This window comes from Peribacillus sp. NPDC060253, assembly GCF_042727425.1.
Taxonomy (GTDB): domain Bacteria; phylum Bacillota; class Bacilli; order Bacillales; family DSM-1321; genus Peribacillus.
The window spans coordinates 1-17,200 of the sequence record NZ_JBHXAS010000007.1 but is presented as its reverse complement, the minus strand read 5'-3'; the positions used below and the strand labels follow the sequence as shown (position 1 = coordinate 17,200).

At 38.8% G+C, this 17,200-nt stretch carries 15 protein-coding genes and 1 tRNA gene; 2 read left to right on the top strand and 14 right to left on the bottom strand.

From position 1 onward, the window contains the following. Positions 1-252: 252 nt before the first annotated feature. On the bottom strand, positions 253-816 hold the full coding sequence (locus ACFWE9_RS03290) for a recombinase family protein (protein ID WP_377355566.1): 564 nt from the start codon (positions 814-816) through the stop codon (positions 253-255). A gap of 651 nt (positions 817-1,467) precedes the next feature. Here ACFWE9_RS03290 and ACFWE9_RS03285 point away from each other — a divergent pair. After that, on the top strand, positions 1,468-2,103 hold the full coding sequence (locus ACFWE9_RS03285; RefSeq protein WP_377355564.1) for a hypothetical protein: 636 nt from the start codon (positions 1,468-1,470) through the stop codon (positions 2,101-2,103). Between the two features lie 462 nt (positions 2,104-2,565). On the opposite strand, the gene ACFWE9_RS03280 is transcribed toward ACFWE9_RS03285, so the two are convergent. The 13 genes from ACFWE9_RS03280 to ACFWE9_RS03220 all read right to left on the bottom strand — a co-directional run bounded on the left by ACFWE9_RS03280 (position 2,566) and on the right by ACFWE9_RS03220 (position 16,267). Continuing rightward, the gene (locus ACFWE9_RS03280; protein ID WP_377355563.1) at positions 2,566-3,015 is read right to left on the bottom strand and encodes a hypothetical protein; all 450 of its coding nucleotides are present in this window, start codon (positions 3,013-3,015) and stop codon (positions 2,566-2,568) included. Positions 3,016-3,208: 193 nt separating this feature from the next. Beyond that, positions 3,209-4,468: a hypothetical protein gene (locus ACFWE9_RS03275; RefSeq protein WP_377355562.1), complete on the bottom strand. Its 1,260-nt coding sequence runs from the start codon at positions 4,466-4,468 to the stop codon at positions 3,209-3,211. Positions 4,469-4,744: 276 nt separating this feature from the next. Beyond that, positions 4,745-5,293, bottom strand: coding sequence for a GIY-YIG nuclease family protein (locus ACFWE9_RS03270; protein ID WP_377355560.1), 549 nt, complete (start codon positions 5,291-5,293; stop codon positions 4,745-4,747). A gap of 599 nt (positions 5,294-5,892) precedes the next feature. Beyond that, positions 5,893-6,798 carry a tyrosine-type recombinase/integrase gene (locus tag ACFWE9_RS03265; protein WP_377355558.1) on the bottom strand — a complete coding sequence of 302 codons (906 nt, stop codon included), beginning with the start codon at positions 6,796-6,798 and terminating at the stop codon, positions 5,893-5,895. Between the two features lie 154 nt (positions 6,799-6,952). Beyond that, positions 6,953-8,248 (bottom strand): phosphopyruvate hydratase, encoded by a 1,296-nt coding sequence (gene eno / locus ACFWE9_RS03260; RefSeq protein WP_230158988.1) that lies wholly within the window; start codon positions 8,246-8,248, stop codon positions 6,953-6,955. Positions 8,249-8,278: 30 nt separating this feature from the next. Then, positions 8,279-9,814, bottom strand: coding sequence for a 2,3-bisphosphoglycerate-independent phosphoglycerate mutase (gene gpmI, locus ACFWE9_RS03255; protein WP_377355556.1), 1,536 nt, complete (start codon positions 9,812-9,814; stop codon positions 8,279-8,281). Beyond that, positions 9,807-10,568, bottom strand: a complete 762-nt coding sequence (tpiA, locus tag ACFWE9_RS03250; protein WP_377355555.1) for a triose-phosphate isomerase — start codon at positions 10,566-10,568, stop codon at positions 9,807-9,809. The genes gpmI and tpiA overlap by 8 nt, the downstream gene beginning before the upstream one ends. Before the next feature lie 46 nt (positions 10,569-10,614). Further along, positions 10,615-11,799: a phosphoglycerate kinase gene (locus ACFWE9_RS03245; protein ID WP_230158991.1), complete on the bottom strand. Its 1,185-nt coding sequence runs from the start codon at positions 11,797-11,799 to the stop codon at positions 10,615-10,617. A 247-nt stretch (positions 11,800-12,046) separates the two neighbouring features. Next, the gene (gene gap / locus ACFWE9_RS03240) at positions 12,047-13,054 is read right to left on the bottom strand and encodes a type I glyceraldehyde-3-phosphate dehydrogenase (RefSeq protein WP_377355554.1); all 1,008 of its coding nucleotides are present in this window, start codon (positions 13,052-13,054) and stop codon (positions 12,047-12,049) included. A 32-nt stretch (positions 13,055-13,086) separates the two neighbouring features. Continuing rightward, positions 13,087-14,121 carry a sugar-binding transcriptional regulator gene (locus ACFWE9_RS03235; RefSeq protein WP_230158993.1) on the bottom strand — a complete coding sequence of 345 codons (1,035 nt, stop codon included), beginning with the start codon at positions 14,119-14,121 and terminating at the stop codon, positions 13,087-13,089. Positions 14,122-14,261: 140 nt separating this feature from the next. After that, positions 14,262-14,504 (bottom strand): glutaredoxin family protein, encoded by a 243-nt coding sequence (locus tag ACFWE9_RS03230; RefSeq protein ID WP_230158994.1) that lies wholly within the window; start codon positions 14,502-14,504, stop codon positions 14,262-14,264. Between the two features lie 15 nt (positions 14,505-14,519). Continuing rightward, the gene (rpoN, locus tag ACFWE9_RS03225; RefSeq protein ID WP_230158995.1) at positions 14,520-15,857 is read right to left on the bottom strand and encodes an RNA polymerase factor sigma-54; all 1,338 of its coding nucleotides are present in this window, start codon (positions 15,855-15,857) and stop codon (positions 14,520-14,522) included. 338 nt (positions 15,858-16,195) lie between these two features. Beyond that, a tRNA-Arg gene (locus tag ACFWE9_RS03220) sits at positions 16,196-16,267 on the bottom strand. 287 nt (positions 16,268-16,554) lie between these two features. On the opposite strand from ACFWE9_RS03220, the gene clpP reads away from it, so the two are divergent. Continuing rightward, on the top strand, positions 16,555-17,163 hold the full coding sequence (gene clpP, locus ACFWE9_RS03215; protein WP_230158996.1) for an ATP-dependent Clp endopeptidase proteolytic subunit ClpP: 609 nt from the start codon (positions 16,555-16,557) through the stop codon (positions 17,161-17,163). The last annotated feature ends 37 nt before the right edge of the window (positions 17,164-17,200 follow it).

The following is a 17,200-nucleotide window of genomic DNA, read 5'->3' as shown; positions in this document are numbered from 1 at the left end:
GAGGAATAGTCCTCGGCTCTATCATCAATACCTATTTCTCAAATATGCCACTCGTACAGAACTTTATCTTCTAGAAGAAGATATTTAAGCGGTTGGATTAAATATTCGTGACGTGTGGATACACCTACTATTGTACCTATCCTATAGATGCGGGGTTTATAATGTGGGAAATCCCCCCCCCCCCATTAGCTTTCGAGTATAATTAATTACCCTACCCATAAAAAAGAAAGAGACTCCCTTCTGGAAGTCCCTTTAAATAGTCACCTGTTGATGCTCTTTAATTAATTTGTCTAGTGTTGGTCTTGATACACCTAATTCCTTTGCAAGCTGAGACTTCGATAGTTCTCGAATGATATATCTTTGATATTGCTTGTCGAAGTCTGGAATCGATACTTCTTTTCGCCCTTTGTACTTTCCTGCTGCTTTAGCTATAGCAATACCTTCACGTTGTCTTTCAAGCATATTTTCACGTTCAAAATCATTAATTGCACTAATCATCTTTAACATAAGTCTACCAGTTGCGGTCGAGGTATCAATATTCTCTTTAATGGATACTAATTGAACTCCTTTTGATTCTAATATTTCGACTAGTTCTAACAAGTCTTTTGTAGATCGTGCTAATCTTGAGAAGTCTGCAACGTAGATTGTATCTCCTTCTCTTGCAAAATCTAACATCTCTTGTAGCTTAGGTCTATCTGTATTCTTAGCTGAAACCTTTTCTTGATACACCTTATCTATGTTGTACTGCTTCATTGCTTGTACTTGTCTTGCTTCGTTCTGTTCAACTGTTGATACTCTAATATATGCTATGTTCAAGTTCATCGTTCCTCCATATGTATCTGATGAATCAAAGATAGCACACTGTAAAAATAGATTCAAGGACTTAATTTACATTTTGTAAAGTAAATCTAATTAATACTCTAAATTTACAATATTGTAATACTTATTGATTGTAAACTTAAGGCACGCTCTAGATTTACAAATGACTTATCAAAACAACAAGATTATAGCGGAGATATCTATTCCTTAGATTTCACTTAATAGGTTACATCTCTGTTATCGATAAAACTTGTCGAACAACATTAGTTTTTCATTATACAACTTATCACTTTACCGCACTAAAATACATCAATTATTTGAGTCGTGTCGAAAATTTACGAATGCTTGTGTGTGGATGAGGTAGCTTTCTTTTTACCCACTAGAGTGTCATTATGCCTTCAGATTCAGTTATAAGCACGACGCTAGGGGGGAGGACTCTATAAACACCACCACAAGCAATTTTGAGCGTCAATGGGCATGTGAGAACAAGTATATACATATACAACGCGGTAGCGGTAGGATGTTGTTAATGTATATGATCGTGAAAGAAACTTAAGCTAACGGTTGCAGGTTAGTTAACGCTAAATTTCGGAATAAAGTATTGTATATATTTAGTCAATTTGGAATAATTGAAAGAAAGCACTATATTTGATTATGATAAGGAAGTGTCTCCCAATTCAAATTTTCTTTTATTTTCTAGGACTATTAGTATTTACTATAGATATTCATTTTGTGGATTTTAAATTTGAAGTAGGTGATCTTGCGACTTGGGTTGGGGGATTAGGTACAATCGCAACTTTAATTTTTGCATTTTGGCAGTTACATTCTGATCGGAGAACTGCCAGAGATAATGAAAAAATATTGCAAGCAACTAAGGTGTCTGTTTGGATTAATTCCGAAAATTCAAAAGAAACCTGCTATTCTATTCAAAATGTTTCTGATTCACCTATATATCAAGCTGTTATTACCTTAGTTGCTATTCAAGGTTCTGGACTACCACAAAATGGAGAAGACGATGAGTCTTATGGACACCGTGTGGCACTCGCAATAGTTCCACCTGGTAAATATTACGCAATAGCTCCAAGTGGCGGTGGAGGTATGCACCTTGTATCTGGTGCAGAAATAGCTTTTACAGATGCTGAAGGTAATTACTGGGTAAGGAGGAGCAATGGTCAACTAAAAGAAATCTACAAGAATCCTTTAGAATTTTATCACATCGACTCGCCAGTTTCATGGAGTAAAGTAAGGAATGAGCCGTGGGATTGGGCGGATTTCAAAATTTAAGAATGGCTCAGAATAGCTTCTCAGGGGCATTCGTTTTTTCATCTTCCGTTTTAACATCAACAGTATTATGATAACCCCCTGATGTAAACCCTTTAACTTCCGCTATAGTGTTTTAACTGTCCTAAACAATTTTACGCTCCTGTAGGGTTAAATCTTCAAATTCGTAGTGCTAGTTAAGTTCTCTCATCATGAAACAGAGTGTCCCCACTGAGACACTTCATTCCTGCAGGTCGGAACAGAGTGTCTGGGCTGAGACACTTCGTGGTACTGTAATAAGAGAGACTAAATATAAAAAGAGAGACGAATATATAATAAGAGAGAGATAATGCCTCCCCCACGCAGGCGCAGGGGAGAGCAAGGGATCGTTCTGTATCACCATAACTCCTTGTTCAACTATCCTGCCCCGTTAGCTCCATAAGAAAAAGAGCGCCAAAGCAACTCTCTTATTGAGGTAAGCACCCGTTAATTTAATAAAATAAACTTACGAACTAATTTGTAATAAACATAAAAAATTGAATAAGCCAATAAATAACTAACTCCAGTCCAAATGATAGTCCATTCATTCCTGTATACTATTTTCTCTAAACACACTAGTATGTACTCTCCAAAGGTTGTCACTAAAGTAAAAACTAAAAATGTAATAAGAATAGGCATTTTTTTATAGTGAATAACGCAAATAAATAAACAACCAAGTATAGGATAAAGACCTAAATCATATGGAATTCCAGTTAACGATGATTCTTGAAATACTATATCCATCCTCCAAAAGTAGTTAAAACCAATTTCATTTAATAAAATACTTATAGCTACACCAATTGGATAAAAAATAATAAATAGCATTGTCTGATTTCTAACCAAATAAGCACCTAAAATCCAAGGAAAAATAAACCCAACGATAATGTGAAAAAGCATATTTAACCTTCCTTTTTTTGGAATCACTTTATATAGCTATTCTGCCCCGTTAGTTTAAGTACATTCTTTCACAATCAATATAGCTTATTGTAGCAAACAATAAAAGACGGGTTTTATTAACATGTGTATCTATCGATGAATTACTACCCAATTTGTTCAATCATCCACTCCAATATACTAAAAGGGGCGAGCCTCAATTAAAAGACACGCCTGTGATTCTTATTGATTCCTTATTCATTTCAGCAATCATACGGATAGCTTGGAACTGTGCTAAAGGATTAGTTCTCTTTGATTCTTTAGCAACTTCAAACTCAACTCCATCAACTTCGATTGTAGTTGGAGCTGCTTCTTCAACTGCAGATGTATTTAATTTCATACTGCTCGTGCATCCAAAGTACTTCAATAGTAGTTCCCACATTGGAGCATATTGAGTCATTATCTTTAAGCATTTGATTCTATCTATATCAGAATTGTTAGTGGTGTTTTTCTGCCTACCTCTAGCAAGTTCTAAGGAATGCTTGCTGTACATGTCCTTGAACATATCTATCATGATTAGTGCATACTGCTCTGTTAGGTTATGTGTAAAGTCTAAGTCACCTTTCTCTCGCTTTTTATCTAGATAATCTCGTAATCCTAACTCACTTTCTGGGATTACGCAGTAATGTGCATCATAAAAGAATTTAAGTCCCAACTCATCCTCTAATTGTTTGTCTAATTCTACCTTGAAAGCCTTAACTTCTTTTTTTCTTGTCATGAACAGGTCAGAACCTTTAAGTCCGTGCAAAATGAGCAGACTACCTCTAATAATATCTATTTCTTTAATCTCATTTGATGTTAGTTTCCTATGCTTGTTTTTGGTTGTACATCCCCATCTTTCTACCCGATGGATGATGATTTCTACCTTAGCCAACTTGCCAAACACTGATACAAGGCTGGATTTCATATGCTTCAATGATACTTGAAGAAACTCATCTAACATATCCATATCTGAATCATCCTTGTTGAAATCGATAATTTCTTTGCTGAACTGCTCTTGCAGTTTTTCTAGGTGTTTACCTCTAGCACCATATAATGCACCAATAAGTTTTCCATCAATGATACCTAGTTCAGTAAGCCATTTTGTCGCACTCATAGGTTTTACTTTATTATTATTCTGAATCAGATAGTTTACCACAAGCGAGTTCAATTCAAATTCACCAACAAGTTGTCCCTGTCCATTGTTAGATCGCTTATCAACTCGTTCAGCCTTTTTAGAGCGTTTACCGCTGCATGTAATAATCCGCTTTGCCCCTCTACCTTCAACCGAGTATGATTCCCACTCTTGTTCAACTGATTTAATGAGGAGAGTGAATTCTTTCCCTGTAAGATTACCTTTGTTTCTCTTTAACGATGCTTTCTGAGCCTTTGATCCATACTTCTTAACCAATTCTACTAATGTAAATTCCTGCTTCAATATAATTCCCTTTTCTCATGACTAAGATTCGCTATTTTTGGCAGCCATGTAATTCAGTCCTTTTAATTTCGGGCTTCAAAAATGAACATTTCAATGCTCAAGTATCCCTTATTTTTTTTGATGATTCATGTTATAAATTTCTGTACCGAATCGACCTCTTAATATAAAGTACTTAGTACCCCGATTCGGTACAGTTTTTTCCCCCTTGATTCATTCGCTTTTTATTGATGATTCGAGGTACTAGAACCTTCTAAAATGACACTCAAAACTCAGTACTCAATTTTTCTTGGGCATTAGTATGTCTTGTCCTCGTTTCTTACTGCAATATTTTCCAAGGTTATTCTTTTCATCCCTAAGTGCTTCATCTATTCTTTGAAACGACACTTGACCACGCCATTTTTTGAAAAGATTCTCTCTCATATCAGCGAACGACCATTCACAATTGGTTTCATTCACAACTTTACCAATCACCTTTTGAATCGGACGTACTTGATATCTAGGATTCTCTTTCTCATTGCAAAGGGGAATATAATCTTGAATGATTTTAGTCTCCTCTTCCTTTAACAATTCCTTATCCATGGTCTTGAATATTACCTCAATTTCATTTGGCTTTGAATCAATCAATTGCATTAGCTTAGAATTACGATGTTGTTTACTATCTTCTTTAAGATATCCACCATAAAATCTGAAACCTAAGTCATCACTTATTCCCACGTACTTTAAGCTTCCATCTATATGATAGAAGTACAGACCGCTTTCTTTTTTCAATTGATCTTGATGATTTTGAATGTCAGTAAATTTAAATCTAAAAACTTGATTTGACAATGATATTTGAAGCTAGTGTAAGCCCTCACTCTCGACAATATGTCATTGCCCGACACTACGATTTTCAGCAACTCCATCACCCCGCTTTCTTTTATTGGATTTGTTTTGGATTGCTTATTTGGGTCTATATACTGCTCAAACATATTAGTTTGATGTCTATAATTCCATTATACAAAATCCAAAATTTCCGATTTTCGCAAAATCCGTCAGAAAAAATCAAGGGAATCTCGTAAAAGTGTCCACCAAGAACTTTTTATAGGTAATTTATGGTTATGATGGTAAGTCGAAGAAAAATGGTATTTAAGGAAAACAATAGTGCGGTATATGTGCTTCGAGATTATTATTATAAATACTTGGAAAGTAGGTGTTTTGGTTGGTTGTAGAGTAGCAAATACTCGCTTCGCATCGGAGATTATATAAAACGTTTTATGTGGATTAACCTGCTACCTACCATTTTATGATGAGTGAGATGATGATTAACAAAGTCTCTTCCCCTCTTCAGGATAAAATAAAGAGAGCAACCATTCGGTTGCCCATCGGGGAATACATATACCCTTTTGCGAGAAGATACAAGCAATGGAGTTTCAACAAACATACGATTACAAATTCATCAAAGGACTAGATTTTGATGCTAGTTCTAGAATATTCTCTGTTTCCAGCCCTTGCAAATACCTCTTAGTTACTTGAATATTTTCGTGTCCAGCAATCCTTGAACAACTATATAAGTCTAATCCATTCCTCAAGTTAGATTGAATAGAGTAGTGTCGTAATGTGTGCGGGCTACATCTAATATCTTCTCTTACATTTGCTTTGACACCAGCATTTCTAACAACATTTTGTATTTGAACCCCAGTCAAAGGTCTTCCGCTTCTTGATAAGAAGTAATTGTCATGTTCTAATTTCTTATTTTTAAAGTAGCCTTCCTTTATCCTCTCATATCTAATCATGTACTTCTTGAGCATCAGACTAATTGGGACATAACGCCACTTTGCTCCTTTACCAAACACCCTAATATTTGTCTCATTCATCCACCCTGACTGTACATTGATTAACTCTGTCATCCTTATCCCTGTATCGACAAACATAGCAATAATGACCTTATTACGTGCGTTTAAGTAACTTTTAAAGTCATAGACCTCAATCATCTTAGCAACTTCTTTATCTGTAAAAGTTTTTATAACGACTTTGTCTTCTTTTAACAGTTTTATCTTAGCAAGCACATTATGACTGACGTATTCCTCACTAAATAAATAACCATAGAATGCTCTCATAGACTTAATTATCGTATTGATGTAGTTAGATTTGTTTCCTATTTCTAATTGATATTGAACAAACCTCTTAATGTGTAAAGAAGAAATATCCTCAATATCAGATATCTCATGTTGCTTATCCAAGAAAATAATCAATTGATCGATATTGTATTTGTACGTCTCTATCGTCCGCTTAGAATAGTTCTTAATCTGTAAATCAAATGAAAACTCTTTCAATAGATCCTTTATAAACATAAAAAAACCTCCTAATTAATGTGGATTACCACACATAAATAGGAGGTTAAAAGTAATAAACTGTACGACTAAGTTCATGTTTTTGTATGAAACAATTCAAGCCCTACGAGTTAGTCTTGTACGACTAAATTCAACCCTTTATAACTCAAAATGATTACTTCTTCAAGTTATAGAAAGATTTCAAGCCTGCATATACAGCCAAGTCACCAAGCTGGTCTTCGATGCGAAGAAGTTGGTTGTATTTAGCGATACGGTCTGTACGGGACATGGAACCTGTTTTGATTTGTCCTGCGTTTGTTGCAACGGCGATGTCAGCGATAGTTGCATCTTCCGTTTCACCGGAACGGTGGGAAACGACTGCAGTATAGCCTGCGCGCTTAGCCATTTCGATTGCTTCAAACGTTTCAGTCAGTGTACCAATTTGGTTCACTTTAATCAGGATGGAGTTACCGATGCCTTTTTCGATGCCTTCAGCCAATTTTTTTGTGTTCGTTACGAATAAATCGTCACCAACTAATTGAACTTTAGAACCAATGCGTTCAGTTAAAAGCTTGTGGCCTTCCCAGTCATTTTCATCCAAGCCATCTTCAATTGAAAGAATTGGGAATTCATTCACTAGCTCTTCATAGAACGCAACCATTTCTTCGGATGTAACGCCATTGCGGCCTTCGCCTGCAAGATCGTATTTGCCTGTTTCTTTGTTATAGAATTCAGATGAAGCTACGTCCATACCAAGGTAGATATCTTCGCCTGCTTTATAGCCTGCTTTTTCAATTGCCTCGATGATGACTTGCAGCGCTTCACGGTTTGAACCAAGGTTAGGAGCAAAGCCACCTTCATCGCCAACAGCCGTGTTCAAGCCTTTAGCAGAAAGAACGGATTTCAATGCATGGAATACTTCGGCACCCATACGAACTGCTTCTTTGAAGCTAGGAGCACCGACAGGAAGGATCATGAATTCCTGGAAGTCTACATTGTTGTCTGCATGTGATCCACCGTTAATGATGTTCATCATTGGAGTTGGAAGTTGTTTCGCGTTGAACCCTCCAAGGTAACGATACAATGGTAAACCGGAAAATTCCGCAGCGGCGTGAGCAGCAGCCATTGATACACCAAGGATTGCGTTCGCTCCCAAGTTCCCTTTGTTTTCAGTACCATCCAGTTCGATCATTGTAAGGTCAAGGCCTGCTTGGTTCGTTACATCCAAACCAATGACAGCTTCAGCAATGACATCATTTACATTATCAACTGCTTTTTGTACCCCTTTACCCAGGTAACGAGATTTATCTCCGTCACGAAGCTCAACTGCTTCGTGTTCTCCTGTGGAAGCTCCCGATGGTACGATTGCACGTCCGAAGTATCCGGACTCTGTTTGGATTTCTACTTCTACTGTTGGATTACCACGAGAATCTAACACTTCGCGTGCATATACATGTTCGATGTACGGCATTATAAATCTCTCCTTTTCCAATTCACAATTTTATTTAGATAATAGGGATTTCCCTGTCATTTCAACAGGTTTTTCGACTCCAAGCAAATCAAGCATTGTTGGAGCTAAATCGCCTAATATACCATCTGTTCTTAATGTTACCTGATTTTTAGTAATAATGACAGGCACAGGATTCGTTGTATGGGCAGTCATCGGGTTGCCTTCAAGCGTTACGACTTCATCAGCGTTCCCATGGTCAGCGGTAATGATTGCTGTACCGCCTTTTGAGACAATTAAATCGACAATCCTGCCTAGGCATTCATCCACGGTTTCAATCGCTTTGACGGTCGGTTCTAGCATCCCTGAATGACCAACCATATCCGGGTTGGCGAAATTCAAGAGGATCGCATCGAAGCGGTCAGCCTCTATTTGTTCCATCAACGCATCCGTCACTTCATAGGCACTCATTTCCGGCTTTAAATCATATGTAGCGACTCTCGGAGAATTAATTAATATTCTCTCTTCACCAGGAAACTTCTCTTCACGTCCGCCACTCATGAAAAACGTCACATGCGGATATTTTTCAGTTTCAGCAATACGAAGCTGGGTAAGCTGGTTTTGGGAAAGTACCTCCCCTAATGTATTATCAAGATTTGTCGGCTTAAAAGCAACATATCCGTCAACTGTTTCTGAAAAATGTGTCAAGCAGACAAAATGGAGATGCTTCGGATGTCCAGGACCACGGTCAAATGAGCGAAAGTCCTCATTCGTGAATGTATTGGAAATCTGGATCGCCCGGTCAGGACGGAAATTATAAAAGATAACGGCATCATCATCTTTAATCGTTGCCACTGGTTTTCCGTCTTCCGCCGTTATCACAGAAGGTATCACGAACTCGTCAAAAATACCATGTTCATAGGAATCCTCGACACATTCCATCGCAGAAGAATAAGCAGGCCCATCACCATACACCATTGATCGATAGGATTTCTCCACACGCTCCCAGCGTTTATCACGGTCCATCGAATAATATCTTCCGGATATGGTCGCAAACTGACCAACACCGAATTCCTTCATTTTTGCTTCTGCATCCTTAATATAACCCTGTGCCGTTTTCGGGCCGACATCACGTCCATCTAAAAATGCATGTACATATACATTTTTAACTCCTTCTTTAGCCGCCAATTTCAGCAAGGCATACATATGTTCAATATGACTGTGCACGCCGCCATCTGAGAGAAGTCCGAAGAGATGAAGGTCCGTGCCCTTTTTCTTCGTATAGCTCATGGCCTCTACCAAAGTTGGATTTTCTGCAAACTCACCTTCACGAATAGCCAGATTCACACGGGTCAGACTTTGATAAACGATCCGTCCTGCCCCTATATTCAAATGACCCACTTCAGAGTTCCCCATTTGACCGGCAGGCAAGCCTACAGCTTCCCCGCTTGCAGTTAAATGGGAATGCGGATACTGTTCCCAATAACGATCAAAGTTCGGTTTTTTCGCATGAAAAACAGCATTTCCTTTCTCTTCGCTACGGCAGCCAAAACCGTCTAAGATGATAAGTGCCACAGGCGACTTACTCATAATGACCAGCCTCCAGCAATTGTAAAAAGGAATCAGTTTTTAAGCTTGCCCCGCCTACCAACGCACCGTCAATATCAGGCTGTGACATATACTCTTTAATATTCTCAGGTTTAACACTGCCGCCGTACTGAATTCGGATGGCTGCAGCTGCTTCGTTTGAAAACTTGTCAGCAACAACTGAGCGGATATGTGCACAAACTTCATTGGCATCTTGAGCCGATGAAGATTTCCCTGTTCCAATCGCCCAGATCGGCTCATAAGCGATAACGGCTTGTTTCAATTGTTCATTAGATAATCCAGCTAGGCCTTTTTCTATTTGGCTGCCAACAAATTCATTCGTTTCGCCAGCTTCCCTTTGTTCAAGTGTTTCACCACAACAAACGATAGGAGTTAACCCGTGGGCAAAAGCGGCATGAGCTTTTTTATTGACGGCTTCATCCGTTTCGTTGAACATTTCCCGGCGTTCAGAATGACCAAGAATGACATAAGATACACCGAGATCAGTTAATGCAATCGGACTGATTTCTCCTGTGAAGGCACCACTTTCTTCGAAGTGCATGTTTTGCGCACCGATTTTCACATCGGTTCCTTTTGCTGCTTGAACAAGTTGATCCAAAAACAAAGCTGGAGAACATACCACCGTATCGATTAAATCTTGCTTCGGAATCAGATTGCTCACTTCTTCTATAAAAGCAGTCGATTCAGATAGTGTTTTATTCATTTTCCAGTTTCCTGCAATAATCGGTTTACGCATTTGGTTTCTCATCCCTTCTAAAGTTGAAATTTTTAACGGTTCACGCTTATTTATCGTTCAATGCTACAACGCCAGGCAATTCTTTGCCTTCCATGAACTCAAGAGATGCACCGCCGCCAGTTGAAATATGGGACATTTTTTCTGCTAAGCCAAACTTTTCAGCAGCTGCGGCAGAATCCCCTCCGCCTACAATGCTGTACGTATCTTTTGCTTCCGCCAATGCTTCAGCAACGGTTTTCGTTCCATTTGCAAATTTATCGAACTCGAATACACCCATTGGTCCATTCCAAATGACAAGCTTGGAACCTTTGATTACATCCGCAAATAATTCACTTGTTTTTGGACCGATATCAAGAGCCATTTTATCAGCTGGAATAGCATCTATATCGACATTCTCGGCTTCTGCATCTGGTGAGAATTCAGCCGCTACAACTGCATCGATTGGCAAATGTAATTTTACGCCTTTTTCTTTAGCGCTTTCGATGAAAGATTTGGCCAATTCTATTTTGTCTTCTTCCAATAAAGAATTTCCGATTTCATGACCTTGAGCTTTAATAAATGTATAACCTAGTCCGCCACCAATAATCAAGTGATCGACGTTTTCCAAAAGGTTTTCGATAACGCCTATTTTATCCTTTACTTTTGCGCCGCCAATTATAGCTGTAAAAGGACGTTCTGGGTTGGATAAAGCTTTTCCAAGCACCGAAAGTTCTTTTTCCATAAGCAATCCGGCAACAGCTGGAAGATGGTGTGCGATTCCTTCCGTTGAAGCATGTGCACGATGAGCAGCTCCGAATGCATCATTAACATAAACATCCGCCAGTGCAGCAAATGACTTCGCCAATTCTGGATCGTTCTTCTCTTCTCCTGGATAGAAACGAACATTTTCCAATAACAGAATCTCACCATTTTCCATGTTATCAATGATGGACTTAACTGAATCCCCGTAAGCTTCTTCAGCCTTTTGTACATCTTTTCCACTAAGCTCACTCAGTCTTTTTGCAACAGGAGCTAAACGCAATTCTTCAACGACTTGTCCCTTAGGACGTCCAAGATGGCTAGCTAAAATGACTTTAGCACCTTGTTCCGTCAGATAGGAAATCGTCGGCAATGCCGCTCTGATTCTCGTATCATCCGAAATCTTTCCGTCCTGCATCGGAACGTTGAAATCAACACGGCAAAAAACGCGTTTCCCTTTTAATTCAATATCTCTAATCGACTTTTTATTCATAATCCAAGAACCTCCTTAGATATTGTTATCATATTTTTGATTCTCTTAGCCAAAAAGGGAGAGGGTAAATATCCCAACTCCCCTTTTCTCTTTTTCATTATAGTCGGTTTCCAGGAAATTATCCAAAAACAAGAAATGTAAACGCTTGACTGTTTAATGACTTACTAATAATATCATCTTCTGCCAAGTTTTTTTAGAGGTGTTATAAAAAAAACCTCACCTTGGTGAGGTTTTTTTATTATTCTAATTACAATCCTTTTTTAGCCAAATAGTCGATTAAATCAACAACACGACTAGAATATCCTGTTTCATTATCATACCAAGATAATACTTTAACCATGTTTCCTTCCATTACCATTGTGGAAAGGGCATCAATTGTAGATGAAGATGGGTTACCGTTATAGTCAGTTGATACTAGCGGAAGTTCGCTGTACTCAAGAATTCCTTTTAATTCGCCTTCAGAAGCCTTTTTGAATGCTGCATTAACTTCTTCAACTGTTGTGTTTTTTTCAAGCTCTGCAACAAGGTCGACTACAGACACGTTTGGAGTAGGTACACGCATTGCCATACCATTCAATTTCCCTTTAAGTTCAGGAAGAACAAGTGCAACAGCTTTTGCTGCCCCAGTTGTTGTAGGAATGATATTCTCGGCAGCTGCACGTGCACGGCGGTAATCTTTATGAGGCAAATCAAGGATTTGCTGATCATTTGTATATGAGTGAACAGTAGTCATCATACCGCGTTTGATTCCGAATTGTTCATGAAGCACTTTAGCAAATGGCGCTAAGCAGTTTGTTGTACAAGAAGCATTAGAGATTACATGGTGGTTCGCTGCATCATATTTGTCTTCGTTTACACCCATGACGATTGTGATATCTTCATCAGATGCAGGAGCAGAGATGATTACTTTTTTCGCGCCAGCTTCTAAATGTTTAGCTGCATCTGCACGTTTTGTGAAACGACCTGTAGATTCTACAACTACTTCTACTCCTAGCTCACCCCATGCTAATTGTGCAGGATCACGTTCAGCCAATACTTTGACTTTATGGCCATCAACAACCAAGTAATCCCCATCAACTGCCACTTTTTCATTAAGAGATCCATGAATTGTATCGTATTGAAGAAGGTGCGCTAACATATTAGCATCCGTTAAGTCGTTAATAGCTACAATTTCCACCTCAGGATTACTCAATGCTGCACGAAATACATTACGTCCAATACGTCCAAAACCATTAATACCAACTTTTACTGCCATGAAAAATTCCTCCTTTTAAGTTCGCAAATATATTAAGGGGTGTAATTCCCCTGAATTAACTCTTGTGCTGCCGCTTCATCCGTGATCAAAACCGTTGATGAAGGCGCTCCTTTCATGTAAGAACGGATAGCCTTAGCTTTAGTTTTCCCACCCGCCACAGTTATCACTCGCTTTTCAGGGCTGAGATCATCTAACTGGATACCGACTGTCAAAACTTTATGAACAACTTTGCCATTTTCATCGTAGTAATAACCGAATGCTTCTCCTACAGCATTTCCATCTAACAGTTTCTTTAACGTTTCTGGCGAAGAATTTCTTCTCTCTGCCATCGCAATGGCATCACCAATTCCATGAATGATCATATCAGCAGATTTAATTTTGGAAATGACTTCTTCAATAGCAGGTTCCTTCATGAAGGAAGCATAGACCTCACCGCTTAATTGATCGGGTACATATAACACTCTGTATGAGGCATGCGCCTTCTGTGCCATTCTTTCGACAATCGTATTAGCCTGATTCTGCACTGCCTCACCAATTCCCCCGCGGGCTGGGACAAATGTCAATTTCTTAGACGCTTCATCAGGTGACAACGAATTGGCCACTTCGGCCATTGTCGATCCACCAGTAACTGCAATGATATTCTTTGAGTTCCATTCTTGTTTCATACGGTTGGCACAGGCTTTACCCAATTCTTTTTTTACCCAAGGGGTTTCGTCACAATTTCCTGAGACAATGATGACCTCATCCACTTGTAACAATTCCTGCAACTGCCGTTCCATTATGTCTATACCCATTACTTCACGCATTATTCCTTCTAACTTATCCAGGATTTCCATCCCTTCATCTGTCAGCGTCATACCAGAACTGAATATATTAACCAGACTCTGACTTTTCAGAAAATCAACCTCGCTTCTAAGCGTCCGCTCAGTCAAGTTAAGGCTTACAGCCAGACTTCGCCTTCCCACTGGCTGCATCATTTTGATATAACGCAGGATATCATATCTTTTTTGCATAACCATAAGGAAATCAGGTAATAATTTTCTTTGTACCTCGAGTAATGTACGCATATTTTAAAACTCCTAAAAATTTAAGTTGGACGTATAATGTCCCGCGTAGTCATTTTCTGTCCCACTTAAAACAAAAAAATATTCCTGCTACATATTTTATTCTAGCAGGAACGGAATGTTTCTTCAAATGATTTGAAAAATTATTTTTCCAAAAGCTTATTTAGAGCTGATTTATCAACCTTTCCGAATTGAACGATATCATCTTTCCATTCTATGACAGGGATCATCAGTCCGAATTTCTCAAGCAAATCGTCATCGGAATGGATATCAATTTCCTTATACCCTATTCCCGATTCCAATTTCATTTCTTCAAGTATTAGCTTGGCTTTATCACATAAGGGACATTTATCCCTACTATATAAAACAAACGCACTTGATTCCAAAATCACTCATCCTTTTCAATCATATCTTTTTCGTTTAGATGAAGAAGGGATCCCCAGTTGTTCACGGTATTTGGCGACAGTTCGGCGTGCCAGGATAATTCCATGCTCCTCTTTCAGTCTTTCAGCCAAATCTTGATCCGAAAGCGGCTTTTGCTTATTTTCACCATTGATGGCTGCCTGGAGGCTCTTCTTTGCTTGCATGCCAGACATATCCTCATCAAGGCCGACTGACTGTAAAGAAGTGGTGAAAAATATTCGCATTTCTATCGTACCAAATGGTGTCTGCACGTATTTCCCTTTAACAGCCCGACTGACTGTGGACTCATGTATGCCAAGCTCGTCTGCGACTTCTTTCATCGTCATGGGCTTCAAGTAGTTCAGTCCGTGATGAAAGCACCCTGGCTGTTTTTCGACTATGCACTGAATAACCTTCAATATAGTCTCTTTTCTCTGCTGAATTCCTCTTGAGATCCATTGGTATTCCTGCCACTTATCTTGAATAAAGCGTTGAACTCCCTGATCTTTATGACTCTTCATTCGGTTTAAATACCCTTTATCCACATTAAGATTGGGTGTGTTGCCATCATAATTCCCTACAAGCAGTATCCCATCACGAACCTCCACGACCACATCCGGCACTATATAGGAAGGTTTTTCTTGAAAAAAGAGTGAAGCCGGTCGCGGGTTCAACGTCTGGACATAATCAAAAACTTCTTGAATCTCCTTCATCGTAACACCGATCTTCTTGCTTAAGTCTTTCCAACGCTTTTCAGCAAAATCGAGGAAGTGGTTTTCTATGATCGATTCTGCCAGCAGATTCACTCCTTCTGCCTTTACCTGAAGTAAAAGACACTCTTGAAGATTTCTCGCCGCAAGCCCATGCGGTTCGAGTTGCTGTAAAATCGAGAGGCTCTCTTCCAAAACGTCTAAAGATATACCTGGGACACAAATATCCTCCAGCTGAATGCGCAAGTAACCGTTTTCATCCAGGTTATGAATTAAGAGCAACATCGCCTTTTGCTGCTCACCGGAAAGTTCCTGATGATTCACTTGGGACATGACATGCTGCTCAAGTGAAAGTGTATCTTCACTGATTTGTTCAATCCAATAGTTGGCATCATACGTATTTTTAAGAGTCCGTTTACCCTTTTTCCGATCAAAGGTTGGCTGAAATAAAGCAGATGTTGGCTGATCTAGGGACAGTAATGGATTTTCCGCGATTTTATTTTCTAAGAAAGCGGAAAGCTCCTGTGCGGAGTATTGCAGCAGTGTAATAGCCTGCATAAGCTCCTGGGTCATTGCCATCTTTAATGTTTGCTGTTGAAATAGTCCTGCTTTCATATTCATACTCATCGATTCATCCCTCCCCCATTCCATTTTACATTATCAGGAGAAAATTCTACACAAAAACCCATGAAAACGCTTACGTTTTTTTTCAGAATAGTGTATTTGTTTTAAACTACTATATGTTAGAAATGAGATTTTAACAACTACTTTTATTGAGAAATCGCCATTTTTCAAGGGATACACACCAAAATATCCCAAGTGTTTGCCAACATACCACGATTCGATAGAAATTTACTAGAATCGAGTAAATTCATCAAAAATCGAGAAAGGACCATTCGATGCCTACGCATAAAAAAGCTCAATAAAAAATCCCCCACTTCAATAATAAAGCAGGAGATTGGTAATGCCCTCGGCAGGAATCGAACCTGCATTTCAAGCTTCGGAGGCTTGCGTTCTATCCGTTGCACTACGAGGGCGAGAAAACTATATTTTTTCGACAGACTTCATTATATGATAGAATGCCTTCCTTTGCAAGGGTTATCAGGTTTAAAACTTTATCTTTTGGGTATTATGGATAATGTGGAAATTCATCCCTGTGCGGCATAATTATGAATGATTTTAATCGGAAGGAGACTTAGTCAGAAAATTGTCGAACAAATTATCAATTATAGGGTTTGTTTTGTTTGACCTAAATTGACCAAAAAGTGTATCATACATACATAAAGAATTTAAATGATTCTCTTAATCGAAGGAGGAAATGAACATGAATTTAATTCCTACAGTTATTGAACAAACAAGTCGTGGGGAGCGTGCCTACGATATTTACTCCCGTTTATTAAAAGATCGGATCATTATGCTAGGAAGTGCAATTGACGATAATGTTTCCAACTCCATTGTTGCTCAATTACTATTTTTAGAAGCAGAAAATCCTGAAAAAGATATCACTTTATACATCAACAGCCCAGGTGGAAGCATCACTTCCGGTATGGCCATTTACGATACGATGCAATATATCAAACCTAATGTATCCACTGTATGCATTGGTATGGCTGCTTCCATGGGTGCATTCCTATTGGCTGCTGGTGAAAAAGGCAAACGTTATGCGTTGCCAAACAGTGAAGTCATGATTCACCAACCACTTGGAGGAGCTCAAGGTCAAGCGACGGAAATCGAAATTGCTGCCCGCCGAATCCTTCACCTGAAAGATAAGTTAAACCAAATCTTAGCGGAACGTACTGGACAACCTCTTGAAGTCCTTCAAAGAGATACGGAACGTGATAACTTCATGACTTCTGAAAGAGCTCTTGAATATGGCTTGATTGACAAAGTCATCACTCGCAGCAATCTTGAAGATAAAAAAGACAATAAATAATAATGATTAAAAGGCCCCGAAAGGCGTGTTAAGCGAC